General features: G+C 29.7%; 25 protein-coding genes and 1 pseudogene. 6 read left to right on the forward strand and 20 right to left on the reverse strand.

All coding sequences use genetic code 11. The features are described 5' to 3' along the window. Positions 1–378 (forward strand): annotated as a pseudogene (locus tag ACFQZW_RS12515) (M1 family peptidase); the annotation flags it as partial. Positions 379–414: 36 nt separating this feature from the next. Here ACFQZW_RS12515 and ACFQZW_RS12520 read toward each other — a convergent pair. From ACFQZW_RS12520 to ACFQZW_RS12575, 12 genes are all read right to left on the reverse strand, one after another. Continuing rightward, positions 415–1,593: a GlmU family protein gene (locus tag ACFQZW_RS12520; protein ID WP_298287955.1), complete on the reverse strand. Its 1,179-nt coding sequence runs from the start codon at positions 1,591–1,593 to the stop codon at positions 415–417. A gap of 59 nt (positions 1,594–1,652) precedes the next feature. Continuing rightward, entirely contained in the window at positions 1,653–2,027 is a 375-nt protein-coding gene (locus tag ACFQZW_RS12525; RefSeq protein ID WP_298264163.1) for a HEPN domain-containing protein, read from the reverse strand. Positions 2,028–2,097: 70 nt separating this feature from the next. Further along, the gene (nifJ, locus tag ACFQZW_RS12530) at positions 2,098–5,628 is read right to left on the reverse strand and encodes a pyruvate:ferredoxin (flavodoxin) oxidoreductase (RefSeq protein WP_386783432.1); all 3,531 of its coding nucleotides are present in this window, start codon (positions 5,626–5,628) and stop codon (positions 2,098–2,100) included. Positions 5,629–6,044: 416 nt separating this feature from the next. After that, the gene (locus ACFQZW_RS12535) at positions 6,045–6,401 is read right to left on the reverse strand and encodes a glyoxalase (protein ID WP_298264160.1); all 357 of its coding nucleotides are present in this window, start codon (positions 6,399–6,401) and stop codon (positions 6,045–6,047) included. Further along, positions 6,398–6,904 (reverse strand): CIA30 family protein, encoded by a 507-nt coding sequence (locus ACFQZW_RS12540; RefSeq protein WP_298264158.1) that lies wholly within the window; start codon positions 6,902–6,904, stop codon positions 6,398–6,400. Before ACFQZW_RS12540 ends, ACFQZW_RS12535 begins: the two co-directional genes overlap by 4 nt. Before the next feature lie 30 nt (positions 6,905–6,934). Further along, on the reverse strand, positions 6,935–7,420 hold the full coding sequence (locus ACFQZW_RS12545) for an SRPBCC family protein (RefSeq protein ID WP_298264156.1): 486 nt from the start codon (positions 7,418–7,420) through the stop codon (positions 6,935–6,937). Positions 7,421–7,424: 4 nt separating this feature from the next. After that, positions 7,425–7,886 (reverse strand): TspO/MBR family protein, encoded by a 462-nt coding sequence (locus tag ACFQZW_RS12550; protein WP_298264155.1) that lies wholly within the window; start codon positions 7,884–7,886, stop codon positions 7,425–7,427. Further along, entirely contained in the window at positions 7,886–8,365 is a 480-nt protein-coding gene (locus ACFQZW_RS12555; protein ID WP_298264229.1) for a glutathione peroxidase, read from the reverse strand. Before ACFQZW_RS12555 ends, ACFQZW_RS12550 begins: the two co-directional genes overlap by 1 nt. 97 nt (positions 8,366–8,462) lie before the next feature. Then, positions 8,463–9,146 (reverse strand): SDR family NAD(P)-dependent oxidoreductase, encoded by a 684-nt coding sequence (locus tag ACFQZW_RS12560; protein WP_298264153.1) that lies wholly within the window; start codon positions 9,144–9,146, stop codon positions 8,463–8,465. 9 nt (positions 9,147–9,155) lie between these two features. After that, the gene (locus ACFQZW_RS12565) at positions 9,156–9,377 is read right to left on the reverse strand and encodes a hypothetical protein (RefSeq protein ID WP_298264152.1); all 222 of its coding nucleotides are present in this window, start codon (positions 9,375–9,377) and stop codon (positions 9,156–9,158) included. Positions 9,378–9,380: 3 nt separating this feature from the next. Further along, positions 9,381–10,082, reverse strand: coding sequence for a GTP cyclohydrolase I FolE (gene folE, locus ACFQZW_RS12570; RefSeq protein ID WP_298264151.1), 702 nt, complete (start codon positions 10,080–10,082; stop codon positions 9,381–9,383). Beyond that, positions 10,045–10,458 carry a 6-pyruvoyl trahydropterin synthase family protein gene (locus tag ACFQZW_RS12575; protein ID WP_298264150.1) on the reverse strand — a complete coding sequence of 138 codons (414 nt, stop codon included), beginning with the start codon at positions 10,456–10,458 and terminating at the stop codon, positions 10,045–10,047. Before ACFQZW_RS12575 ends, folE begins: the two co-directional genes overlap by 38 nt. Before the next feature lie 166 nt (positions 10,459–10,624). Here ACFQZW_RS12575 and ACFQZW_RS12580 point away from each other — a divergent pair, with 166 nt between their 5' ends. The 5 genes from ACFQZW_RS12580 to ACFQZW_RS12600 all read left to right on the forward strand — a co-directional run bounded on the left by ACFQZW_RS12580 (position 10,625) and on the right by ACFQZW_RS12600 (position 14,818). After that, positions 10,625–11,281: a TetR family transcriptional regulator C-terminal domain-containing protein gene (locus tag ACFQZW_RS12580; protein WP_298264148.1), complete on the forward strand. Its 657-nt coding sequence runs from the start codon at positions 10,625–10,627 to the stop codon at positions 11,279–11,281. Positions 11,282–11,287: 6 nt separating this feature from the next. Beyond that, positions 11,288–12,601 (forward strand): ABC1 kinase family protein, encoded by a 1,314-nt coding sequence (locus tag ACFQZW_RS12585; protein WP_298264147.1) that lies wholly within the window; start codon positions 11,288–11,290, stop codon positions 12,599–12,601. Then, positions 12,601–13,074 carry a flavin reductase family protein gene (locus ACFQZW_RS12590; RefSeq protein WP_367181335.1) on the forward strand — a complete coding sequence of 158 codons (474 nt, stop codon included), beginning with the start codon at positions 12,601–12,603 and terminating at the stop codon, positions 13,072–13,074. Before ACFQZW_RS12585 ends, ACFQZW_RS12590 begins: the two co-directional genes overlap by 1 nt. A gap of 3 nt (positions 13,075–13,077) precedes the next feature. Beyond that, positions 13,078–13,218: a hypothetical protein gene (locus ACFQZW_RS12595; RefSeq protein WP_367181334.1), complete on the forward strand. Its 141-nt coding sequence runs from the start codon at positions 13,078–13,080 to the stop codon at positions 13,216–13,218. Positions 13,219–13,393: 175 nt separating this feature from the next. Then, a complete protein-coding gene (locus ACFQZW_RS12600) occupies positions 13,394–14,818 on the forward strand; it encodes an SDR family oxidoreductase (RefSeq protein ID WP_298264146.1) in 1,425 nt (474 codons plus the stop codon). Position 14,819: 1 nt separating this feature from the next. Here ACFQZW_RS12600 and ACFQZW_RS12605 read toward each other — a convergent pair whose 3' ends face one another. From ACFQZW_RS12605 to carB, 8 genes are all read right to left on the reverse strand, one after another. Continuing rightward, positions 14,820–16,106: a cryptochrome/photolyase family protein gene (locus ACFQZW_RS12605; RefSeq protein ID WP_386783440.1), complete on the reverse strand. Its 1,287-nt coding sequence runs from the start codon at positions 16,104–16,106 to the stop codon at positions 14,820–14,822. After that, a complete protein-coding gene (locus ACFQZW_RS12610; RefSeq protein ID WP_298264143.1) occupies positions 16,107–16,799 on the reverse strand; it encodes a lycopene cyclase domain-containing protein in 693 nt (230 codons plus the stop codon). Beyond that, positions 16,796–17,236 carry a sterol desaturase family protein gene (locus ACFQZW_RS12615; protein ID WP_298264141.1) on the reverse strand — a complete coding sequence of 147 codons (441 nt, stop codon included), beginning with the start codon at positions 17,234–17,236 and terminating at the stop codon, positions 16,796–16,798. Before ACFQZW_RS12615 ends, ACFQZW_RS12610 begins: the two co-directional genes overlap by 4 nt. Next, on the reverse strand, positions 17,233–17,733 hold the full coding sequence (locus ACFQZW_RS12620) for a hypothetical protein (protein ID WP_298264139.1): 501 nt from the start codon (positions 17,731–17,733) through the stop codon (positions 17,233–17,235). Before ACFQZW_RS12620 ends, ACFQZW_RS12615 begins: the two co-directional genes overlap by 4 nt. After that, entirely contained in the window at positions 17,733–18,572 is an 840-nt protein-coding gene (locus ACFQZW_RS12625; protein WP_298264137.1) for a phytoene/squalene synthase family protein, read from the reverse strand. The genes ACFQZW_RS12620 and ACFQZW_RS12625 overlap by 1 nt, the downstream gene beginning before the upstream one ends. Positions 18,573–18,597: 25 nt before the next feature. Next, positions 18,598–20,058, reverse strand: a complete 1,461-nt coding sequence (locus ACFQZW_RS12630; RefSeq protein ID WP_386783445.1) for a phytoene desaturase family protein — start codon at positions 20,056–20,058, stop codon at positions 18,598–18,600. Between the two features lie 54 nt (positions 20,059–20,112). Beyond that, positions 20,113–21,012, reverse strand: a complete 900-nt coding sequence (locus ACFQZW_RS12635; protein ID WP_298264134.1) for a MerR family transcriptional regulator — start codon at positions 21,010–21,012, stop codon at positions 20,113–20,115. 98 nt (positions 21,013–21,110) lie between these two features. Continuing rightward, positions 21,111–23,960, reverse strand: coding sequence for a carbamoyl-phosphate synthase large subunit (gene carB, locus ACFQZW_RS12640; protein WP_298264132.1), 2,850 nt, complete (start codon positions 23,958–23,960; stop codon positions 21,111–21,113). Positions 23,961–24,098: the final 138 nt, after the last annotated feature.

Genomic DNA, 24,098 nt, shown 5'->3' on the forward strand with positions numbered 1-24,098 from the left:
AAAGGAAAAAAAGCGGAAGATTATAGTGTACTTAACGACTATATTGAAAACAATTTTTCTACTGAAGAAAAAGCCACATTAAAGGCTCCTAAATACTTTTACGAATTAAAATTTGAAAAACCAGGTGATTTAGTAATGCCAATTATTGTAGAGTTTGAATATGAAGATGGAACCAAAGAACGCAAACAATATCCTGCTCAAATTTGGAGACTAAATGATAAGGAAGTTACCAAAGTATTTCCATCTAGTAAAGCCATTACCAAAATTACTATTGACCCTGATGAACAAACTGCTGATGTAGATACAAGTAATAACGGTTGGCCTAAAAATACAGAATCTAAATTTGATAAGTTTAAAAAAGAAAAACTTAAAAGCTAAGAAAAAAGCTCATTGAAATCAATGAGCTTTTTTTATTTAAAAGTTTCTGTATTTTTTTGAGAGTTCAAACACCTGTTCTAAAATACGCTGTTCAACAGTATCAAATTCTTCATTTTTACGTTGCATTACAAGATTGGCCGTTTCTTTTGCTTTGTTTATATGGTACACCGTAAATCCTGCCGCTCCTCCCCAACTAAAAGATGGAATAAAATTTCTTGGAAAATTACTTCCATAAATATTAGTACTAACTCCAATTACTGTACCTGTATTAAACATGGTATTTATAGCGCATTTTGAATGATCTCCCATAATTAAACCACAAAATTGCAATCCTGTTTTAGCAAAATTTTCAGTTTCATAATTCCATAACCTAACTTCAGAATAGTTATTTTTTAAATTTGAATTATTGGTATCTGCTCCTAAATTACACCATTCACCAATTACAGAATTTCCTAAATATCCTTCATGACCTTTACTTGAATATCCAAATAATATTGAATTATTAACTTCCCCTCCTATTTTACATTTTGGTCCAAGTGTAGTTGCTCCATAAACTTTAGTCCCCATTTTTAAAACAGAATGCTCTCCCATAGCAAAAGGTCCTCTTATTAAACTACCCTCCATTACCAGTGTATTTTTACCAATATAAATTGGTCCTTTACTAGCATTTAAAACAGTAGACAATAAAACTTCTGCTCCTTCTTCTATAAAAATATTTTCTTTATTAAGGTATTGAACACCTTCAGGTATTGGTTGAGATACTCTTCCTTCAGTGATTAGTTCAAAATCATTTTTTAACGCAATGCTATTGTAGGTAAATAAATCACAAGTATTTTTAATTTGAATGATTTCGAAGTCAAATTCAATTTGCTTGTAAGTATCAAAATTAACTTCTTCTTGTGTATCTGAAGTAAAAAAGGCTATTACTTCATCATTTTTAAAAATAGCCTCGTTTTCCTTTAAATTTTTAATTAATTCAACCAAAGTTTTATTGGGTAAAAAAGAAGCATTTATCATTATATTATGCTCCATTTCTACCATAGGAAATTTTTCTTCCAAATACTCTTCTGTAATTGTTGTAGTTGTAAACCCTAAATACTTTTCCCATTTTTCACGAATGGTAAGAATTCCTATTCTTAGTTCCGCTACCGGTCTTGTGTAGGTTAAAGGCAATAAAGATTTATGAACTGTACCATCAAATAAAATATAATTCATTTTAAACTATTTTTTACAAATGTACAGTAAGTTTTTATTTTTGAAATTAAAATTTGTATTTACAGTATTTTATTCTTTTTTAAATAGGTATCAATAATATCTGCAGTATCGTAACAAGCACTTACTGAATTAATTTCAGAACAATAACGAGAGTCTATTTGATGGTTTTTACAACCAATAGCACTCATTTCTATTGATTTAAAATTTTTATCTACCGCAATACATTTGCCATATAATGTAGCAATAGTTTCATTTTTCTCAATTTTTACATCATTCATTGTCAAAAAACCTTTTAAATAGTTTTCAATTGCGAATTGAGAGTTTTTGCAAATGGAGTAACTAACAATATCTTCAGACGGTTTAAACAATTCTTCTTTTGCAAGTTCTAATTTTTTTGATGCTTCTTTAAAAAAAGCTTCTGATCGTGATTTCATATCAATAGTTTTTAAAGAGTGATAAAAAAAGTGCTAGGTGTTTTTAACCCAGCACTTTTTAAAATAGTTATTATAAATTTTTGTAAAGCTCTAATCTTTCCCATTGAACATCAACTTGTTCTTGAGCTTGATTAAGTAACTCTTTTGCTAAATCTGCATTGTCTTTTACAACTCTGGTAAATCTAGCTTCTTCATACATAAACTCTTCTAATGGAGCTGAAGGAGCTTTGGAGTCTAATTTAAATTTCTTTCCTTTTTCTGCTAAAGGATTGAATCTAAATAATGGCCAATAACCTGTTTCAACTGCTTTTTCCTGATGTTTTGCACCGTCTTTTAAATCATATCCGTGTTCCCCACAATGAGAATAAGCAATAATAATAGACGGTCCTGGATAAGCTGCTGCTTCTTCAATTGCCTTTAAAGTTTGATTGTCTTTAGCACCAATTGCTATTTGAGCTACATACACATTTCCATAAGATACTGCTTGTAATGCTAAACTTTTCTTATTGCTTAGTTTTCCATTCATTGCAAACTTAGCACTTGCACCTAATGGAGTAGCTTTAGAAGCTTGTCCTCCAGTATTAGAATATACCTCGGTATCCATCACTAAAATATTAACATCTTCACCAGAAGCTAGAACGTGATCTAATCCACCGAAACCGATGTCATAAGCCCAACCATCTCCACCAAATATCCAAACACCTTTTTTACGCAAGTATTCAGAGAGGTTTCTTAGTTTTTTAGCTTCATAACTATCAATAGTGTCTAGTATTTCATTTAGTTCATCTATTTGATTTATTTTTTTAGCTTTTAGAGCTTCAGTATCTTCTGGGTTTGTAATAATATCATTCACCAAAGTGCTACCAATTTTACTTTCTAAAGATTTTAATAAATCAACAACTATTTCTTGTTTTTTAGTTAAAGCTAAACGAATACCTAAACCAAATTCTGCATTGTCTTCAAATAAAGAGTTTGCCCAAGCTGGTCCTCTACCATCTTTATTTGTTTTATAAGGTGTTGTTGGTAAATTACCACCATAAATAGAAGAACAACCAGTTGCATTTGCAATAGTTATACTATCGCCATATAATTGTGTAACTAGTTTAATGTAAGGCGTTTCACCACATCCAGAACAAGCACCAGAAAATTCGAATAATGGTTCTAAGAATTGAGAACCTTTTAAAGTAGAAGTTTTTAGCTCTGTTCTGTCATAATCTGGTAAATTAATAAAGTAATTCCAATTTGCATTTTCCACCTCTTCTACTTTACGCACATCAGTTAGGTTAATTGCAAAAGTATTAGGTACTTCTTTACTTTCAGCTGGACAAACAGCAACACATAAATCACAACCTGTACAGTCTTGAGGTGAAACTTGTAAGATATAACTTTCTGTTTCGCTAGTAAATGGTCTTCCTTTAGCTGGTACACTTTTTAATGTTTCTGGAGCATCAATTAATAAATCGTTAGAAACAACTTTTGCTCTAATAGCTGCATGAGGACAAATACTAACACATTTGTTACATTGTGTACATAAATCAGCATCATCCCAAACAGGAACAAAATCTGCAATGCCACGTTTCTCGTATTGTGTAGTTCCTGTTGGGAACGTACCATCAATTGAAAAAGCACTTACTGGTAATGAATCTCCTTTACCTGCTAAAATAGTTCCTAAAATTTCTTTTACAAAGTCATCTGCATTTTCTGTCATCATTGGTTTTAAGCCATCATGATTAGTGGTATGTCTTGGATATTCAACTTTTTGAAGATTTTCTAAAGATTTATCAACTGCATTAAAGTTCATTTCAACAATATTGTCGCCTTTGTGAGAGTAGGATTTTACAATAGCATCTTTAATTTTTTTAATTGCTTCATCTTTTGGTAATACTCCTGAAATTGCAAAGAAACATGTTTGTAATATGGTATTTGTACGTTTTCCTAAATTTGCTTCTTGAGCTACTTTAGTTGCGTCAACTACATAAAAATCAATATTATTTTCAATAATTCTTTTTTGAACTATGCTTGGAAGCTCTGTCCAAACTTTATATTTTGAAAATGGGGTATTTAATAAAAATGTACCTCCTTCTTTAATATGTTCTAAAACATCGTATTTAAAAATAAAGTTAAATTGATGACAAGCTATAAAATTAGCTTTGTTAATTAAGTAAGAAGAATAAATTGGTTCAGGTCCAAAACGTAAATGAGAAACCGTTTGTGCACCTGCTTTTTTAGAGTCATATACAAAATATCCTTGTACATAATTATCGGTGGTTTCTCCAATAATTTTAATTGAATTTTTATTAGCTCCAACAGTACCATCAGAACCTAAACCATAAAACATACAGTTAAATGTTGATTTTTTTGTTTTAAATTCAGAATTATAAGCTAAACTAGTATTACTAACATCATCATTGATACCGATAGTAAAGTGATTTTTTGGAGAATTATTATCCAACTCATCTAAAATACCTTTAACCATAGCAGGTGTAAACTCTTTTGATGAAAGTCCGTAACGTCCTCCAATTATGGTTGGCATATAGTCTCCCATCTCAACATACGCACTTACCACATCTAAATATAAAGGTTCACCTATACTTCCTGGCTCTTTAGTTCTGTCTAAAACCGCTACTTTTTTAACAGTTTTTGGTAGTTGCTCTAAGAAATGATGAATGGAGAATGGACGGAATAAACGCACAAATAAAGCACCTACTTTTTCTCCTTGCTCAGCTAAAGTTTCTATAGTTTCTCTAACAGCTCCTTCACCTGATCCCATAATTACAATTACTTTTTCAGCTTCAGGATGACCTATATAATAAAACAAACTATATTTTCTACCTGTTTGTTTATAGAATTCATCCATTGTGTTTTGTACAATTTCAGGTACATTTTGATAATAATTATTGGCAGCCTCACGAGCTTGGAAAAACACGTCTGGGTTTTGTGAAGTACCTCTTATTACTGGGTTGTCAGAATCTAAAGAACGTTTTTTAAGTTTCATCACCTCATCTTCTGGCATCATCGCTTTAATAACTTCATCAGGAATAGCGTCAATTTTAGATATTTCATGTGAAGTTCTAAATCCATCAAATATATTTAAAAATGGAACTCTACTTTTTAAGGTAGCTACCTGAGAAATTAATGCAAAATCATGAGCTTCTTGCACAGAACCTGCAAACAACATTGAAAAACCTGTTGCTCTTGCCGCCATAACATCAGAATGGTCTCCAAAAATTGATAATGCATGTGTTGCTATTGTTCTTGCTGCTACATGAATAACTGTAGGTAACAATTCTCCAGCCATTTTATACATATTAGGTAACATCAACAACAATCCTTGTGAAGCGGTAAATGTTGTTGTTAAAGCGCCTCCTTGTAATGAACCATGAACAGCACCTGCTGCACCACCTTCACTTTGCATCTCTACAATTCTAGGGACATCGCCCCAAATATTTTTTTGATTTTTAGCACTATATACATCCACATGCTCACCCATAGGTGATGCTGGAGTAATTGGATAAATTGCACAAACTTCGTTTGTTTTGTGAGCAATTCTAGCAACTGCCTCATTCGCATCACAAATTAATTTTGAATTTTCTCGTCTCATTTTACTTTATATTTACACATAATAATTTGAAAAGCAGTTGGTAATGGGATTGCTTAACAAACTAAATAATTCTACTATTCTTTTTTTGATATAGTAAAATTATAGTAATAATGTAAGAGTTATAATGATATATATCAGCTAAAAAAGGTGATTTGCTAATTAGAGCAATTCAAAATAAAATTTTTAATTTATTTATTTTCAATTACTTATCTTTTTTTAAATCTAGTAGTAGAAACATTTTGTAACAAAAATGACAAAAGGACAGCAATAGTTTTTAATCGTATTTTAAATTGTTTTTCAAATAATTAACTAAAATTTAAACATACTTTTATATTTAAACGTTTAAATTAAATAAAAAGAATTTTGCAGCTAAATTCCTAAAGATAAAGTGATAAATCTACTTCTGAAAATGGGAATTAAAATGCTTTTAAAATACGTTGTTTTACGATGCCTAAGATTCTTTTATTTATTTCTTTAGAAAAAATTTTATAAAAATTGAATTCTGCTACAGAAAACTGACCAATTACAAACCCTTTAACCTCGCTCTTTAAATTTTGGTCTTTTAAAAAAGCGGTTGCAATAAACTTATTTTTTTGGTCTTCTGTTAGGTTTATGAATTCTATTTTTTTTGATTTGGCATAATTCTGAAAATAAACAACTATTAAATCATTTAAAGACTTAATGATTGGACGCAGAGATTCATTCTGAAACTTTTCAATATCCTTTGTTTTATCAAGTATTAAAGCATTAGGTATTACTGGTCTTGTTTTCATTCTAAAGTAATAGAATCGATGATTAATTTAAATGATTCATTTTTTTTATTTCCTATTAAAAAACCAATTTCTTCTAATTCATTTCCTGAAAAATTTGGTAAGTCTAATTTTCTACCTCTAAAAACAGGAGAAAAATCTGATAAATTAATTTCAATTGTCTGCCAATCTCCATTGGTTTGAATATAATTAACATACGAGTATTGATTAAATCTGGATGGTTTTATTCTGAATTGATATTTTTTCCCATCGCCTTTTAAACGGATTTTAATTTTATTAAATTGGGAAATATCTATTTTATCAAAACGATGCCTTAATAATGAAAACCCACCATTGTTTTCTAAAGAAACTTCGCCTTTAAAAACAGCATTTCCTTCAGAATTTTTACTAATTGTACTTGTAGATTTTCCACCCATTACCACATCATTAACAATTGTCCAACTTGTAAGACTGGTGTTTTTTGAAAATTTTACAATGGTATAGTTAGTTTGAAGTGTTATTGACATTAGTACTATGTATTTTAAAATTAGCATTGTTTAATTTTTGTATTCTCCGAATAGATCAATTAACTTTTTGGTTCTGTAATTAAATATTTCGGTTAGTTTTGGTTTTACTAAAATTGAATGAACCAATCTTCCTAAAAACCCAAACGGAACTTTATAATCTATAATATCTTCCATTTCAACTCCTCCATCAATTTCTTTTATAAAGTGTTTATGATGCCAAAGTGCGTAAGGTCCAAATCGCTGTTCATCTACAAAATACTGTTTATCTATTACGTGTGTTATTTCCGTTACCCAATTTGTTTTAATTCCTAAAACAGGAGTTACAATATATTGTATTATTTGTCCAGCAAACATTGGTTTGTCTGCACCAGAAAGTATATCAAAACTCATATAATCTGGTGTTATGGTTTTTAAGTTTTTAGGACTCGATAAAAAATCCCAAGCTTCATCTACCGTAATTGGTAACTTTTGCTTTGATGATAACCGATAAACAATTCCTTTTGATGAAAATTTCATTGAATTAATTCTTTATATATGTATAAGCATTTAAACTAGTTGCAATTAGCAACCATATAAAATAAGGTGCTATTAACAAGGATTTTAACTTCATATCGGCTAAAAAACTGAATAGATAATAACCCACTAATACGGTTAATAAAATAATTACTATTAAGGCAATACCTATAGCGTGCTGGTTAAAAAATATAAAGTTCCAAGATACGTTTAGTACAAATTGTATTATAAAAAGTGTCCAAAATAAGTTTGTTTGTTTAATATTCGCCAAATACGATAAGTATATTGAAAAACAGATCATTATGGTTGTCCAAGCCGCACCAAAAACCCATCCTGGTGGTGTCCAAGGAGCTTTATTTAAGGTTAAATACCAACCAGAAGATGGACCATTATTCATTAACCAACTACCAATACCTAGTGCTGCAAAATTTATGATTAAAAATAATACTAACCACATTAATTGTTTCATTATAGTTGCTTTGTGATTTTACTGCTCATTGGTTTTGTAAGTGAATAATAGAAATCGATATATTTTCCATTTTCATCAATTAAATACTTTTGAAAATTCCATTTTACCGAAGAACTTTTTACACCATTTAATTCTTTTTTTGTTAACCAAGCATATAAAGGATGTTGATTCTTTCCTTTAACATCAATTTTTTCGGTCATTAAAAATGTAACTCCATAATTTTGTTTGCAAAATGTTTGAATTTCTGTAAGCGTTCCTGGTTCTTGCCCACCAAACTGATTGCAAGGAAGCCCGATTACCACCAATTTATCTTTATACGTTTGGTGTATTTTTTCTAAACCTTCATACTGCCCTGTAAACCCACATTCCGATGCAGTGTTTACAAACAATATTTTTTTGCCTTTAAAATCGCTTAAATTAATTGGTTCACCTGTAATGCTATTTATTGAAATATCATATAATGAAGGTTGTGTGCTCATTGCTGTGTTGTTTAAATTTGTTTCGTTTATAAAAAATACTGAAAGTATGATACTTGTTATTAAACCTACTATTTTCATTTATCTATTTTATTTATGATTAATTTTTAAATGTAGTGATTCCGCAATCCATTTCAAATATTTGACCAGACATTGATGCTGATTTTTCTGAAATTAAAAATGAAGCCATTTCAGCAACTTCTTCAGGACTTAAATATTTTTTTAACGGATGCCTTTCTATCATTTGTTCTTTTTGTCGGTCGTTTCGTAATAATTTAGAAGCTAATGTTGTATCCGTAACCGTTGGCGCAATTGCATTTATTCTAATTTTTGGAGCATATTCTGCAGCTAATGATATTACCAAACCTTCGATAGCAGATTTTACACTTGCAACACTTGTATGAAATGGCATACCTAATTTTGAGGCAACTGTACTAAACATTAAAATACTTGCTTTATCGGCTTCTTTTAATTTTGGAATATATTTTTGAATCGCTTTTACTGCACCAATAAAATTAATGTCAAAATCGTTTTTAAAATCTTCTATTTTTAAACGTTCAAATGGTTTTAAATTTATACTTCCAGGGCAATAAATTAACGAATCTACTTTTTCAATTTCGGGCAATTCATCAGCTAAAACATCACACGCATAATGCGTTAAATTTTGATGCATTAATTCTGGTTGCGATCTACTTACATTTATTATTTTATGAGTTTCAAGCAACGAATTTGAAATGGCCGCTCCTATTCCTTTACTTCCTCCAATTATAACAACTGTTTTCATACTTTATTTTTAAATTGTAATGCGTAATTTTAAGCGTTTTTCAATTTTTTGTTTAATTACTGTTAAGCGCTTCATAATATCCATTAATTCAGGGTTTTTCGTTTTTTTATAAATCTCATTAATACCTAATATTAATGCTTTTACTTCTTTTGAAGCTATAATTCTATCGTTTGTAGATTTTAATGAAATTTTACGCTGTTCAAATTCTAACGCTTTCTCTACCAATTCCATAATTTATAATTTTAAATAATTTTGAAGTTCAACAATTTTTTCTGGTGTATTAAATACGCCTCCATAATAGCTAGTAACCGTAGCTGAAGAATCGTCTTTAATTCCTCTTGAAGCTACACATAAATGCTTTGCATCAACTATAACTGCAATATCTTTGGTGTCTAAAATTTCAGAAAGTTCTAAAGCAATTTGGTTTGTTAAACGCTCTTGCACTTGTGGTCTGTTAGCAAAATATTGCACAATTCTATTAATTTTCGACAATCCAATTACTTTTCCTGAAGAAACATAAGCTACGTGTACTTTTCCAAAAATGGGTACAAAGTGATGCTCACAATTAGAATAAAATTGAATGTTTTTTTCAACCAACATTTGGTTGTACTTGTATTTATTATCAAACAATGCAATTTTGGGTTTATTTTCAGGGTTTAATCCTGAAAATATTTCTTCAATATACATTTTCGCCACTCTTTTAGGTGTTCCTTTTAAAGAATCGTCGGTTAAGTCTAACCCCATAACATCCATTATTTGCGAAAATAAATCGGCTATCTTTTCTTTTTTTTCTTCGTCAGAAATATCAAAAGCAGTTTCTTTTAAAGGTGTTTCAATTCCTGTATATAAATGATCGTCTCCAATTTCATCAAAAGTAAAACCGTTTAATCTTGATCCGTTAGTAGGGATATTCAACAAAGTTTCTTGGTGTTTCATAAAGCTTAATTTTTAGTTCGTAGTTTTCCTCTATTAAAGGTCTTAATATGTTATAGGTAACAATTGCAATATTTTCTGCAGTAGGATTTAAATCTTTAAATTCAGCAACATCTAAATTCAAGTTTTTATGGTCGAATTTATTTAATACGTGCTCCTTTATTAAATCCGACAACTGTTTGGTATCTATAACATAACCTGTATCTTCATTAACTGTGCCAATTACTTTTACTTCTAATTCGTAATTATGCCCGTGATAATTTGGATTGTTACATTTACCAAATACTTTTAAATTCATTTCATCTGTCCAATTAGCATTGTGCAACCTGTGAGCCGAATTAAAATGTTCTCTTCTTGATATTGCTACCTTAAAATTCATTATGTTTATTTTATTTTACACAAAGTTAAACATTTTATTTTAACATTTAACTATTGATTATTTATTTTCTCTATACATTAATAAACTTTTAACATAGTAACCATTTTTTTTAATTGATTATTTTTGTTTAATTTGTATAAATATTTATTAGACAATATATAAAATTATGGGACGCACAAAACAATTAAATTCAACAGACATTATAAGTTTCTATATAGATTATGTTTTAGAGAACAACTCGAAACCCTCATCGGTTTATGCATTTGCAAAACAAAACAAATTTGAAGAAGCTATTTTTTACAAATTCTTTGGATCGTTTGAAGCTGTTGAGAAATCAATTTTCAATGCCTTTTTCGAAAACACCATTGCTGCATTAGCAAAAAGTAACGATTACGAAACATTTGATGCTCGCAACAAACTTTTAAGCTTCTATTATACATTTTTTGAAAACTTAACTGCTAACAGAAGTTATGTTGTAGCAACTTTAGATTCAAAAAAGTTAGATTTAAAAAAATTAGAAGCACTATCTAGCTTAAAAACAAGCTTTACAAATTATATAGATGCGCTTGGAATTGAAACCATAGATTTAAAACAAAAAAACATTGTTCAAATTCAACAAAAAAGCATTAAAGAAACTGCTTGGCTTCAACTGTTAATTACCATAAAGTTTTGGTTAGATGATAGCTCTGCCAATTTTGAAAAAACAGACATTTTTATTGAAAAATCTGTAAACACTAGCTTTGATTTAATTGACTCAACTCCTTTAAAAAGCATTATAGATTTTGGGAAGTTTTTATACAAAGAAAAAATGAACATTAACTAAATTATTATGCTAAAAACTATAGATACAATTCCAGTTTCTAAAATACAAAGAGCGACCAAACTAATGCAAACTGGCGCAAAAGTTGGTGTAAATTATTTAAAGTATTATGGAGATAAATTAGTTAGTACAGAAGACGAAGCTAAAGCAAAACTCAACAAAAATAATGCTGAAGATATATACGACGGATTGAAAAAGTTAAAAGGTAGCGCTTTAAAAGTTGCTCAAATGTTGAGTATGGAAAAAAGCGTTTTACCACAAGCCTATGTAGAGAAATTTTCTCTGTCGCAATTTTCTGTACCACCATTATCTGCACCACTAGTTGTAAAAACATTTAAAAAATATTTTGGAAAAGCTCCAAACGAGATATTTGACACCTTTAATGCTAATTCAGTAAATGCAGCAAGCATTGGGCAAGTACACAAAGCTGAAAAAGATGGCAAACAGTTAGCTGTTAAAATTCAATATCCTGGTATTGCAAACAGTATTTCTAGCGATTTAACTATGGTAAAACCTATTGCCATTAGTATGTTTAATATTAAAGGAAAAGATTCTGATAAATATTTTAAAGAAGTTGAAGATAAACTAATTGAAGAAACCAACTATTTAATTGAAATTCAGCAAAGTAAAGAAATTTCAGAAGCGTGCAAACACATTCCAAACTTATATTTTCCAAAATATTATGAAGAATATTCTTCGGAAAGAATTATTACTATGGATTGGATGCACGGTGAACATTTATCTGAATTTACTGCTTACAATACCGATGAAGAAAAAGCAAATAAACTAGGACAAGCTTTGTGGGATTTTTATATGTATCAAATTCATAAATTAAAAAAAGTACACGCAGATCCACATCCTGGAAATTTTTTAATATCAAAAAACGCTGATTTAATTGCCTTAGATTTTGGCTGTATAAAAACCATTCCTAATGATTTTTACGTTCCCTATTTTGAATTGGCTAAAAAGGAGAACATAAACAATCCTGAAATTTTTAAACAAAAATTATTTGAATTAGAGATTTTAAGAGCTGATGATTCTCCTGAAGAATTAGCCTTTTTTACTGCAATGTTTCACGATATGTTAAGTTTGTTTACGCAACCTTTTCATCAAGAAGTATTCGATTTTTCCGATCCACACTTCTTTAAACAAATTGCTGAATTGGGTGAGCGTTATTCTAAAAGCACTGAACTTAAAAAAATGAATGGTAACAGAGGCTCAAAGCATTTTATTTACATAAACAGAACATTTTTTGGATTGTATAATTTAATGTTCGATTTAAAAGCAACTGAAGTTCACATCAACAATTTTAATAATTTATAATGAAGCATTTTAATATTGATGAAATACATCAATTAGCGCATTTGTATAAAATAAACCTTATTAACAGTTGCACTGGTTACAAATCGGCCAACTTAATTGCAACAAAATCTATAAATAACACTACAAATGTTGCTGTTTTTAGTTCGGTAATACATTTAGGCTCTGCGCCGCCGCTACTTGGCTTTATTTTAAGACCTACAACTGTACCCAGAAATACTTACCAAAATATTATAGAAACTGGTTTTTATACTATAAATCACATTCATCAGGAAATTTTAGAAGATGCGCATCATACTTCAGCAAAATACAAACGCGAAATTTCAGAGTTCGATGTTACCAATTTAGAAACCGATTATAAAAATAATTTTATTGCGCCGTTTGTAAAAGATTGTCCTATTCAAATTGGAATGAAATATATTGAAGAATATGATATAAAATCGAATAACACAAAACTTGTTGTAGGAGAAATTTAAGAGTTGTATATTGAAGAAAAACTATTAAAAGAAGATGGTTTTGTAAATTTATCTGAAGGAAATATTGCAACCATAAACGGATTAAACGGTTATGCAGTTCCTACTTTAAAAGAGCGCTTTGAATACCAAAGACCTAAAAAGTAGTTACCTTTTAGAATATACATTAATTATTGATTAAAAACACCAACAATGGATAATGTAAAGTAGCTGTCATTCCTGCGAAGTCAGGAATCTATTTTCGTAACACTTGTATTCCTGCTTTCGCAGGAATGAAAAAAATAATATAATTATGAGATTTTAATCTTCAACTTAATAAAAAATGAAAATTCTAGTTACAGGAGCAACCGGTTATATTGGAAAACGTTTAATTCCTTTGTTATTAAACGATGGTCATACTATTGTTTGCACTGTGCGTGATAAAAATAGAGCGCCTAAACATTTTGTAAATGATAAAAATATACAAATTGTAGAAGTCGATTTTTTAAAATCAGATACTTTTAATAATATTCCCAAAGATATTGAAGCTGCTTATTACTTAATTCATTCTATGTCAAATTCCTCAACCGAGTTTCATACTTTGGAAGAAAATTGCGCTCAAAATTTTAAAAATTACATTGAAACAACTACCACAAAACAAGTAATTTATTTAAGCGGAATTACAAACGACACTAAATTATCTAAACATTTATTGTCTCGTAAAAATGTTGAAAACAGATTGGCTTCTAATAATTATGCTTTAACCACTTTTAAAGCAGGAATTATTGTTGGATCTGGTAGTTCTTCTTTTGAAATTATTAGAGATTTGGTTGAAAAATTACCATTTATGGTAACTCCAAAATGGTTGAATACCAAAACTCAACCAATTGCTATTAGAGATGTTTTGGCATTTTTGCAAAGAGCTATTGGTAAAAAAGAATTGTACAATAAATCATTCGATATTTTTGGACCTGAAATATTGACGTATAAGCAAATGCTTTTACAATTTGCCAAAATAAGAGGTTTAAAAAGACGCATTATTACTGTTCCGTTAATGACTCCAAAATTATCCTCGTATTGGTTATATTTTGTTACTTCAACTTCATATAAATTAGCAGCGTCATTGGTAAACAGTATGGGTATAGAAATTATTGGAAAACCCAGCAACATCTACCAATTATTAAAAGTAAGACCAATTTCATATCGAGAAGCTGTAGAAAATGCTTTTGTAAAAATTGAACAAAATAGCATTGTCTCTAGTTGGAAAGATTCTTTTATAAGTAGTGCTTTAGAAAGCGATTTACACAAACATATTAATGTTCCAACGTACGGTTGTTTTACAGATAAGAAAAAACGTACCATAAAAAATGAAAAATATACATTAGAAAAAATTTGGTCTATTGGAGGCAAAAACGGTTGGTATTATGGTACTTTTCTATGGAAATTACGCGGTTATTTAGATTTGCTTTTTGGCGGCATTGGTTTAAGACGCGGACGTACGCATCCAACAGAACTAAATAATGGCGATTCGTTAGATTTTTGGCGTGTAATTTATGCCAATAAAGAAGCAAAAAAATTATTATTGTATGCCGAAATGAAACTGCCTGGAGAGGCTTGGTTGGAATTTAAAATTGAAGATAATGTACTTTACCAAACTGCAACTTTTAGACCGCAAGGAATTGCAGGTCGCTTGTATTGGTATGCAGTTACTCCATTCCATTGGTTTGTTTTTAATGGAATGATTTCAAGATTAGTAAATCCACGTTAACTTATTGTACTAAAGATTTTTTAACAACCTCTAGATAACGTAAACGCGCAAATTTATGTTCAACAATTTCAGGAATATTTTTATAATTTGGGTTCCATTTTTTAACGTATTTTAAATCTGGATCAAATTTTTGTTGCTGCGTTGTTGGATTAAAAACTCTAAAATAAGGAGCCGAATCGCAACCTGTTCCAGCAACCCATTGCCAGTTTCCGTTGTTTACCGCTAAATCGTAATCCATTAACTTTTCAGCAAAATAAGCTTCTCCCCAACGCCAATCTATTAACAAATGTTTGTTTAAAAAACTTGCAACAATCATTCTAACTCGGTTGTGCATATAACCAGTTTGGTTTAATTCGCGCATTCCTGCATCAACAATTGGATAACCTGTTTTTCCTTCGCACCACAATTTAAATTCTTCCTCGTTATTTCGCCAAGGAATAAAATTATATTTCGGTTTAAAATTTTCATTCACCACATTTGGAAAGTGATACAAAATTTGCATAAAAAATTCTCTCCAGATAAGCTCGTTGCAATAGGTTTCGTTTTTAGTTTGCGCATATTTAAATAATTTACGCGTACTTATTAATCCAAACCTTAAATACACAGAATTATTAGAAGTGGCAACCGTTGGAAGATCTCTAAAGTTTTGATAATCTAAAATTGCATTTTTATTTATTGGCCTTACTTTTATTGTGCTTTTGGTAAAACCAATGTCGCTTAAAGAAGGGAAATTAAAGCTAGATTTTAAAAAGTTTTCTTTATAATTTTCTGAAGGAAGTAATTTTAGTTCTTGCGAATTGAATAAATTCCACCATTTATTTTTAAAAGGCGTGTACACTGTATAAGGTTTTCCGTCAGCTTTTAAAACTTCACCAGCTTCAAAAATAACCTGATCTTTATATTGGTGCACTTCAACATTGTTTTCAGCACATAAATTGGTTATTTCAGTATCTCTTTTAATTGCATAAGGCTCATAATCTTTATTAAAATATACTTTTTTTATGTTGAACTTATTTAAAAGCTCTTTCCAAACAGTAATTACTTCACCTTTTTGAATGTAAAATGAAGAATTATTTTTAGTTAAATCTGTATTTATGTTACTCAACGTATCGTGAATAAAATTTACGCGAGCATCGTTTTTTGGCAATTCATTTAAAATGGCTTCATCAAAAATAAAAATTGGAAGTACTGGATATTTTGAGTTTAACGCATAGAACAAGGCTGTATTATCGTGTAATCTTAAATCTCTTCGAAACCAAAAAATAGCAATTTCTTGTTTGTTTGTCATTTAGTTTTTATTAAAAATTGGCTTAAATTTTTCAATCAATACCGTTGCGCCATACAACATACTAAAGGCATAAAAAGCATCTTCAACCGGAACAGTTCCCATTCTAATTCCTAAATTTTCAGCATTGTTATACCAAACAACTTGATCTTCAATAAAACTTCCTGTTAACAGTCCGTTTACTATAAAAAACGGAATTAAAACCACAAGAAAAGTTAGATAAAACGATTTTAAAATAGTGTCTTTAGTTACCAACGCATAGATTAAAAGCGCTGCAAAAACGGAAAAATTTATAAGCGTATACCACTTATCGTAATTAAAAAACACAATTACAATTGCCACAATTAACAAACCAATGGTAATTAATTTTGTAAGCTTTTTTGGCAATGCTAAATTTATAAAGAAATACAACAAAGCGTAATGCGTAAAAATACTTGCATACGGAATAAAGAAAAAGAAAAGTACCTCTTCAAAAGGTAAATTTACAATAGTTGGACCCAATAAATATGCTGGATTAAATCCCCAAACCCCCATATTTGTAAACCAGACATCCCAAATTAAAAATGGTATAGCAACAATAGAAATAGCTAATAATACTGATTTCCAATACTGTATGAATCGCATTTTTTTTTCAAAACTATACAAAAATGGGATTGACAGCGAAGCTACATTTATAATAAAGTATAAAGCGGTCATATTTTAAAGTACTTAAAAGGAACGAATAACATACCAAAACATTCACCTTCTTCTTTTCCTAAATGTTTGTGATGTACTTTATGTGCTTTACGCAAGCCAATTAAATACTTATTATTTGTTTTATTGAACCATTTAAAACGCTTGTGAATTAAAACATCGTGTACTAAAAAATAGGCCATTCCGTACAACATAATTCCCAAACCAATAAAAAATAAATAGTTTAAACCTCCTTCAACACCAAAGTAAAATAAAGCTATACTTGGAATTGCAAAAATCACGAAAAAAACATCGTTTCGTTCAAACCAGTTTTGATATCTTGGTTGGTGGTGATCTTCGTGAAAATACCACAAAAAACCGTGCATAACGTACTTATGTGTTAGCCAAGTAACACATTCCATCAGTAAAAAAGTAGCTATTGTAATTAAGGCAAATATCATAATTTATCTAGTATTTGATGAATTTTATTTTTTCTAACTTCACTTAAATCGTCTACCAACAACATAGTATTTAATATTTTAATTTTAAAATTGTTGTTTAAGTTTGAAGTTACTATTTTATTAAAAATTATATTAAAATCTTCTTCAATATTTTTATTATAACCCAAAAAATCAGGTATTTGCTTTTGCATTAAAAAGCGTATATACCTAATCTCGATACTTGTTGGGTTTTCAACAATATCTTGATCCAATAATTTTTTTCCTTGTTTAAAATACTTCAATTTAGCAAAAGGCCCTTTTACATAGCGCGACTTCATTAAAATCATTGCCGCAGTATAGCCTATTGCTTCCGGAGAATCATCACTCTCTAATAAACTTATGTGTTCTTTTGCTTGCTCTAAAGACATTATATTCGGAAAATCTTGCCTTGCGCTCTCAAGCGGTGTTTGAAAATTTAAAGTTAAAAACGATACTACTATTATTGTAAAAATTTTCATTATAATAAATTAAGTTTATAAACTACAAAAGATTTTGCTAATAAACTTATTTTTAAAGGATTAGAAACTCTAATACGTGTGTTTAAAATTTCAGTTGATGGTGTTTTACTCAATTTATTCAACAATCTTTTATAATATACATAGGCTGTATACACACCAAATTTTGCTTCCATTGGAAGGTTTTTTATTCCAATTAAAGCATCGTTGAAATCAGCCTCAATATCTGCAATAATCTGAGCTTTTTCATTGGCATTTAATTCTTTTAAATTAACACCTGGAAAATATGAACGATTTAACAATTCATAATCATCTTTTAAATCACGTAAAAAATTAACTTTCTGAAAAGCAGAACCCAATTTCATTGCAGAATATTTTAATTCATCATATTTTTTATCATCACCTTTTACAAAAACTTTTAAACACATTAAACCAACAACATCGGCAGAGCCATAAATATACTCGTTATATTCTTCAACAGTATTGTAGGTTTCTTTGTTTAAATCTGCTTTCATACTTTTTAAAAACGATTGAATTAAATCGTCTGTAATATTGTATTTTTTAACCGTATGTTGAAAAGCATTTAAAACAGGATTTAAGCTAATATTGTTCTTATGAGCTTTATAATAATCAGCTTCAAACTCGTTTAATAGTATTTCTTTTTCATGGTTATGGAAAGAATCTACAATTTCATCAGCAAAACGAACAAAAGCATAAATACTGTAAATGGCTTCTCTAATTTTAGGAGACAACATATACACCGCTAATGAGAATGAAGTGCTGTATTTTCTGGTAACAATTTTGCTACATTTAAATGAGGTTTCGTCGAATAGCTGTTTCATTAAATTGATTTTTTTAGTTGATTTTTTATTTTGAGTTTTTTATAACTAGATCTGAAACTATTTTTCCGGAAATGATTGCTGGAGGCACACCTGGTCCCGGAACTGTTAATTGACCAGTAAAATATAGATTCTTTACTTTGTTACTTCTAATTTTAGGTCTTAAAAAAGCAGTTTGAAATAATGTGTTTGCCAAACCATAAGCATTACCTTTATAAGAATTGTAATCTTTCACAAAATCATTTACACAATACGACTCTTTAAATACCACTTCATCTTTTAAACTTTGACCAGTTAACTTTTCTAATCTATTCATAATTTTTTTGAAATATTCTTCTCGAACTTCAGGAATATCTGTTAATCCAGGCGCTAAAGGAATTAAAAAAGTCGCCGCTTCCTTTGAAATAGGGGCAAAACTATTATCGGTTATACTTGAAAAACTTGCATAAAAAAGCGGCTCCTTTGGCCATTTTGGCGTATCGTATATATCTTTAGCATGAACGTCAAAACTCGTATCGAAAAACAAGGTATGATGTTCTACATTTTTTATTTTTTTATTGAATCCTACATAAAATAGTAAAGCTGAAGGTGCAAAAGTTTTTTTCTCCCAGTACTTTTCCTTGTACATTCTGTTTTCTTTATCTAATAAAGTTTCCGAATGGTGGTAATCTGCACCGCTTATAACTATATCTGATTGTATAAATTTTGAATTTGAATTAACACCTTTTACAACTCCATTCTCGACTACAATTTTTTCAACATTTTGATTCGTTAAAATCCCAACACCTAATTCTTTAGCCAAGTTTACAAAACCATTAACAACTTCATACATTCCTCCTTTTGGGTGCCACGTACCAAGACCAAAATCTGCATAATTCATAAAATTATAAAAACTTGGAGTGTTTGATGGTTTAGCACCTAAAAACAACACTGGAAATTCTAAAATCTGTTGAAGTTTATGATTCTTAATTCTTTTGCGAACTGTTGAACTAATCGATGTAAAAAACTGATTCGCTTTTGAAAGTGTCGTAAAATTGATTAATTCTGAAATTGATTCTCCCGGCTTATACACCAAATCATTAATTGCAACCTCGTAATTAAATTTAGCTGAATCTAAGAATGATTTTAAATGCTTTGAACTTCCTGGCTCTTCTTTCTCAAATACTTCGTAAATTTCGTTTAATGTGCCCGGAATTGTAATGGAATCTTCCTTGCCAAAATAAACTTGATATGCTGGAGACAATCGCTCTAATTCATAATAATCTGAAGGCTTTTTATTAAAATCTTTAAAAAACTTTTCAAATACATCTGGCATCCAATACCACGTTGGTCCCATATCGAACTTGAATCCTTCTTTCTCATACTTTCTGGCTCTTCCTCCTAACGTGGAGTTCTTTTCTAAAATAGTCACATTATAACCAGCTTTTGCTAAGTGACAAGCTGATGCAAGTGATGAAAATCCTGAACCTATTATTGCTATATTCTTCATTTGTTTAACAAATATACGATTTTATTAAACAAATGCAACTTTGTTCAATATTTTTTATAATTCTTTTAACAAGTTTTCGATAGAATCGAACATTTTTACGTTTGGAAGGTCTAATTTTTCATTCATCTCAGAAACTTTTTTTCCTAACAACCAAATTTCATTTTCGTTATTATTTAATACAGAATTATTTACTACATCTATATATTCCAAAACAGATAATCTTGATGGCTCAACAGTTAAATAGCTAATGAAACAAATATTGTTGTAAACCTTTTGTACATCATTTAAATTGGCAACGGGAACACTTTGTCCTAAATAAATAGATTGGTAACCATGTAGCAATAATTCAAAATGTAAATACAACAACCCTAACTCATGTATTTCATTTAAAGGTAAATACAACACAAAAACCTTATCGAAATTAGTTGGAGATGACAGTTGCAAGCGTTCAATATTAATACTAATTTTTTGCTTAATAAGGTTAGTAATAAAATGTTCGTGGGCAGGCGTAATAGAATTTACTTGCCACAAAAGTCCAATTTCATTTAAAAACGGAATAAAAATATTTTTAAAAACATCTCTTAAAGATGATTGAGCTATTAAATTATTATAAGTAACATTAAATAAGTTTTCATCAAAATTTAACATAGAAAGCTTTAAAGAATTCGAAGCCTGGCTGTCAACTCCGTTCTTTGTTACCAATTCTCTAACCGACGCATTTAATTTTGATTCGGGTAATTCTGCTATTTTTGAAATTTTTAATCCATTAGCATTTAATAAGGAAACGTTTAATAACTTTTGTAAGTTACTAATATCATAATAGCGAATATTAGATTCTGTTCTATTTGGCTGCAATATATTATACCGTTTTTCCCAAATTCTAATTGTATGTGCTTTAATCCCTGAAAAATTTTCCAAGTCTTTAATCGTAAATTCAGTCTTTATGTTGTTCAATGTTAAATATTTTTAATTGAACAAAAGTACTATAATTTTTTAATTAAACAAAAAGTGCTCCATAATGAAGCACTTTTTGTTTAATAATTTACTAAAATTTACTTACTTAAATACATCTTTCTTCTGGAGTACAACTCGTAAAACTGATCATCCTTTAAACTATCAATAAATAAAATACTTTCACCTGTTGATTTCATCTCTGGCCCTAATTTTTTATCTACATTCGGGAACTTGTTGAAAGAGAAAACTGGTTGCTTAATTGCAAATCCTTCTAATTGCGGATTAAAATTAAAGTCTTTCACTTTTTTATCTCCTAACATTACCTTTGTTGCATAATTTACATAAGGTTCTTGATATGCTTTTGCAATAAATGGAACAGTACGAGATGCTCTCGGATTTGCTTCGATAATAAATACTGTATCATCTTTTACCGCAAACTGTATATTTATTAATCCTTTTGTTTTAAGCGCAAGTGCTATTTTTTTAGTATGGTCTTTAATTTGCTGCATTACAAATTCACCTAAATTAAAAGGTGGTAGCGTTGCATTTGAATCTCCTGAGTGCACACCACAAGGCTCAATATGTTCCATTATTCCAATAATATAAACATCTTCACCATCACAAATAGCATCTGCTTCAGCTTCTATTGCTCCATCTAGGTAATGGTCTAATAATAAAACGTTATTAGGAATTTTACGTAGTAAATCTACTACATGTTTTTCTAATTCTTCTTTATTTATTACAATTTTCATTCCTTGCCCACCTAAAACATATGATGGACGTACTAAAATTGGAAAATCTAAATCATCGGCTATTGCTGATGCTTCATCTGCAGTAGTTGCAGTTCCATATTTTGGAAAAGGAATATCTAACTCAACTAATAATTCAGAAAATCGCTTTCTATCTTCTGCTAAGTCTAAAGCTTCAAAACTTGTTCCAATAATTTTAACTCCCCATTTCGCTAATTTCTCTGCTAATTTTAAAGCTGTTTGTCCTCCTAGCTGTACAATTACACCTTCTGGTTTTTCGTGTTCAATAATATCGTATATGTGCTCCCAAAAAACAGGTTCGAAATATAATTTATCTGCGGTATCGAAATCTGTTGAAACCGTTTCTGGATTACAATTAATCATAATTGTTTCATAACCAGCCTCTTTTGCAGCCAATACTCCATGAACACAACAATAATCAAACTCAATCCCTTGACCTATTCTATTTGGACCAGAACCTAAAACTATAATTTTTTTGTTCGTAGTTACAACACTTTCATTATCTGCATAGCTTCCATTAGAAGTTATCATTTTATTTTCAAAAGTAGAATAATAATACGGTGTTTGAGCTCCGAACTCTGCAGCACAGGTATCAACTAATTTATAAACCCTATTTATATCTAATTCGGTACGTTTAGCTTTTACTTCACTCTCTAAACAACCCAACATATGTGCTATTTGCCTGTCTGCAAATCCTTTTTGTTTTGCTTCAAGAAGTAATTCATATGATAAAGACTCTAAAGTTTTACTCGAAATTTCGTTTTCCAAAGCAAGTAATTCTTCATATTGCTTTAAAAACCACATATCAATTTTTGTAATTTCATGAATCCTACTCAAAGGTATTCCCATTTGAATAGCATCATAAATTACAAACACTCTATCCCAACTAGGGTTCTTCAATTTTTCAATTATTAGATCGTAATTTTTTTCACCTTTACCATCTGCTCCTAATCCATTTCTTTTAATTTCTAGCGACTGCGTTGCCTTATGAAGCGCTTCTTGGAAAGAACGACCAATACCCATTACCTCTCCAACAGATTTCATTTGCAACCCTAAAGTTCTATTTGAACCTTCAAATTTATCGAAATTCCAACGAGGTATTTTTACTATTACATAATCTAATGTTGGTTCAAATAATGCAGAAGTTGTTTTAGTAATTTGATTGTTTAACTCATCTAAGTTATAACCTATAGCTAATTTAGCTGCAATTTTTGCAATTGGATATCCTGTGGCTTTTGAAGCTAATGCAGAAGAACGAGAAACACGTGGGTTAATTTCTATGGCAATAATATCTTCTTTTTCATCTGGACTAACAGCAAATTGAACATTACAACCTCCCGCAAAATCTCCAATTGAACGCATCATATGAATTGCCATATCACGCATTTTCTGAAAAGTTGTATCACTTAAAGTCATCGCTGGAGCTACGGTAATAGAGTCTCCTGTATGGATTCCCATAGGATCCATATTTTCAATAGTACAAATAATTACAACATTGTCGTTACTATCACGTAACAACTCTAATTCGTATTCTTTCCAACCTAACAATGCTTTATCTATAATAACTTCGTGAATTGGAGAAGCTTCTAAACCTCTACTTAATAATTCATCAAAATCATTTTTATCATAAACAATTGAAGCTCCATAACCTCCCAATGTAAATGAAGGACGAATAACTAATGGGAAACCATATTCTTGTGCTATTTCTTTACCTTTTAAAAATGATGTTGCTGTTGTTGATGGGGCTTGTCCAACACCAATTTCAATCATTAATTTTCTAAATTGTTCTCTATCTTCAGTAATGTTAATTGCATCAATATCAACTCCAATAAGTTCTACATTAAAATCTTCCCAAATTCCCTTATCATCAGCTTCAATACATAAATTTAATGCTGTTTGTCCTCCCATGGTAGGTAAAACAGCATCAATATTAGGATGCATTTGTAAAATCTCAATAATCGACTTTGTAGTTAATGGTTTTAAGTAAACATTATCGGCTAAAGAAGGGTCTGTCATAATAGTTGCAGGATTAGAGTTGATTAAAGTCACCTCAATTCCTTCTTCTTTTAACGATCTAATTGCTTGAGAACCAGAATAATCAAACTCACAAGCCTGACCAATAATAATAGGCCCAGAACCTATAATTAAAATTGATTTTATGTTAGTATTTTTTGGCATTTGTTAAAATAAAATATGAATGTGTAAATATCTATAAATTTCGTTTTTTATAATAAAATAGTTTTAAAAACTTATCAAAAGGATATAAAAAAAGGTGTTACTAATAAAAAGTAACACCTTATATATAAAACTATTGTT

This window comes from Lutibacter aestuarii (assembly GCF_042676885.1).
Classification (GTDB): Bacteria; Bacteroidota; Bacteroidia; order Flavobacteriales; family Flavobacteriaceae; genus Lutibacter; species Lutibacter aestuarii.

Bases quoted from the DNA above. Each gene is read 5' to 3' on its own strand.
- ACFQZW_RS12520 (WP_298287955.1), bottom strand. From the start codon at position 1,593: ATGAATTATATTTTATTTGATGGTACAGTTCATAAATCTTTATTGCCT.
- ACFQZW_RS12525 (WP_298264163.1), bottom strand. From the start codon at position 2,027: ATGAAATCACGATCAGAAGCTTTTTTTAAAGAAGCATCAAAAAAATTA.
- nifJ (WP_386783432.1), bottom strand. From the start codon at position 5,628: ATGAGACGAGAAAATTCAAAATTAATTTGTGATGCGAATGAGGCAGTT.
- ACFQZW_RS12535 (WP_298264160.1), bottom strand. From the start codon at position 6,401: ATGAAAACAAGACCAGTAATACCTAATGCTTTAATACTTGATAAAACA.
- ACFQZW_RS12540 (WP_298264158.1), bottom strand. From the start codon at position 6,904: ATGTCAATAACACTTCAAACTAACTATACCATTGTAAAATTTTCAAAA.
- ACFQZW_RS12545 (WP_298264156.1), bottom strand. From the start codon at position 7,420: ATGAAATTTTCATCAAAAGGAATTGTTTATCGGTTATCATCAAAGCAA.
- ACFQZW_RS12550 (WP_298264155.1), bottom strand. From the start codon at position 7,886: ATGAAACAATTAATGTGGTTAGTATTATTTTTAATCATAAATTTTGCA.
- ACFQZW_RS12555 (WP_298264229.1), bottom strand. From the start codon at position 8,365: ATGAGCACACAACCTTCATTATATGATATTTCAATAAATAGCATTACA.
- ACFQZW_RS12560 (WP_298264153.1), bottom strand. From the start codon at position 9,146: ATGAAAACAGTTGTTATAATTGGAGGAAGTAAAGGAATAGGAGCGGCC.
- ACFQZW_RS12565 (WP_298264152.1), bottom strand. From the start codon at position 9,377: ATGGAATTGGTAGAGAAAGCGTTAGAATTTGAACAGCGTAAAATTTCA.
- folE (WP_298264151.1), bottom strand. From the start codon at position 10,082: ATGAAACACCAAGAAACTTTGTTGAATATCCCTACTAACGGATCAAGA.
- ACFQZW_RS12575 (WP_298264150.1), bottom strand. From the start codon at position 10,458: ATGAATTTTAAGGTAGCAATATCAAGAAGAGAACATTTTAATTCGGCT.
- ACFQZW_RS12580 (WP_298264148.1), top strand. From the start codon at position 10,625: ATGGGACGCACAAAACAATTAAATTCAACAGACATTATAAGTTTCTAT.
- ACFQZW_RS12585 (WP_298264147.1), top strand. From the start codon at position 11,288: ATGCTAAAAACTATAGATACAATTCCAGTTTCTAAAATACAAAGAGCG.
- ACFQZW_RS12590 (WP_367181335.1), top strand. From the start codon at position 12,601: ATGAAGCATTTTAATATTGATGAAATACATCAATTAGCGCATTTGTAT.
- ACFQZW_RS12600 (WP_298264146.1), top strand. From the start codon at position 13,394: ATGAAAATTCTAGTTACAGGAGCAACCGGTTATATTGGAAAACGTTTA.
- ACFQZW_RS12605 (WP_386783440.1), bottom strand. From the start codon at position 16,106: ATGACAAACAAACAAGAAATTGCTATTTTTTGGTTTCGAAGAGATTTA.
- ACFQZW_RS12610 (WP_298264143.1), bottom strand. From the start codon at position 16,799: ATGACCGCTTTATACTTTATTATAAATGTAGCTTCGCTGTCAATCCCA.
- ACFQZW_RS12615 (WP_298264141.1), bottom strand. From the start codon at position 17,236: ATGATATTTGCCTTAATTACAATAGCTACTTTTTTACTGATGGAATGT.
- ACFQZW_RS12620 (WP_298264139.1), bottom strand. From the start codon at position 17,733: ATGAAAATTTTTACAATAATAGTAGTATCGTTTTTAACTTTAAATTTT.
- ACFQZW_RS12625 (WP_298264137.1), bottom strand. From the start codon at position 18,572: ATGAAACAGCTATTCGACGAAACCTCATTTAAATGTAGCAAAATTGTT.
- ACFQZW_RS12630 (WP_386783445.1), bottom strand. From the start codon at position 20,058: ATGAAGAATATAGCAATAATAGGTTCAGGATTTTCATCACTTGCATCA.
- carB (WP_298264132.1), bottom strand. From the start codon at position 23,960: ATGCCAAAAAATACTAACATAAAATCAATTTTAATTATAGGTTCTGGG.